Below are 949 nucleotides of genomic sequence, written 5' to 3' on the forward strand. Positions count from 1 at the left end.
ATCGTGAGCAGCCCCAGCAGCGGCAGGAAGGCGCAGACCATGTAGACCGTGGAGATGCTCGTCCGGTCCGCGAGCTCGCCCAGCGCCGCGGCGCCGAGCCCGCCGAGCCCGAAGGAGAAGCCGAAGAACATGCCGGCTACGAGACCCACCCGGCCCGGCAGCAGGTCCTGCGCATAGACCAGGATCGCCGCGAAGGCCGAGGACATGATCAGCCCGATCGTGACCGCCAGGACCACCGTCCAGAACAGGTTCGCGAAGGGCAGCGCCAAAGTGAAGGGCAGCGCACCGAGGATCGAGAACCAGATGATGGGCAGCCGCCCCACCCGGTCGCCCAGGATGCCGCCGATCATCAAGCCGACGGCCAGCGATCCCAGGAAGATGAAGAGGATGATCTGCGCCGTCTGCACCTCCACGGCGAAGCGGTCGATCAGATAGAAGGTGAAGTAGGAGCTGAGGCTCGCGGTATAGACGTTCTTCGAGAAGAGCAGCGCGATCAGCACGACGATCGCCAGCGTCACCCGCCCGCGCGAGAGGCCATGCCCGGCCGTCGCGCCCGCCTTGCGGACCGGGGACCTCGCCACGCGGTTGCGGCCATACCAGCCCCCCACCTGCACCAGGATCAGCATGCCCAACAGTGCCGCGGCCGAGAACCAGACCAGGCTCTCCTGCCCGTTCGGCACGACGATGAAGGCGGCCAGCAAGGGCCCGATGGCCGAGCCCGTGTTGCCGCCCACCTGGAACAGCGACTGAGCCAACCCGTAGCGCCCGCCCGAGGCCAGCCGCGCCACGCGCGAGGCCTCGGGATGGAACACCGAGGAGCCCACGCCGATCAGCGCCGCCGCCAGCAGGATCACCGGGTAGGAATGCGCATGCGCCATCAGCAGCAACCCGACGAGCGTCGAGCTCATTCCGACGGGCAGCGAATAGGGCATGGGCCGGCGGTCGGTGT

1 protein-coding gene is annotated in these 949 nt (G+C 68.4%); it reads right to left on the reverse strand.

The window, feature by feature from the left end; genetic code table 11:
* The coding region (locus tag AC1DWF_RS32790; RefSeq protein ID WP_476842689.1) for an MFS transporter at positions 1-949 on the reverse strand (949 nt) is incomplete at both ends.

It is taken from the genome of Aminobacter sp. P4_D5, from assembly GCF_056401815.1.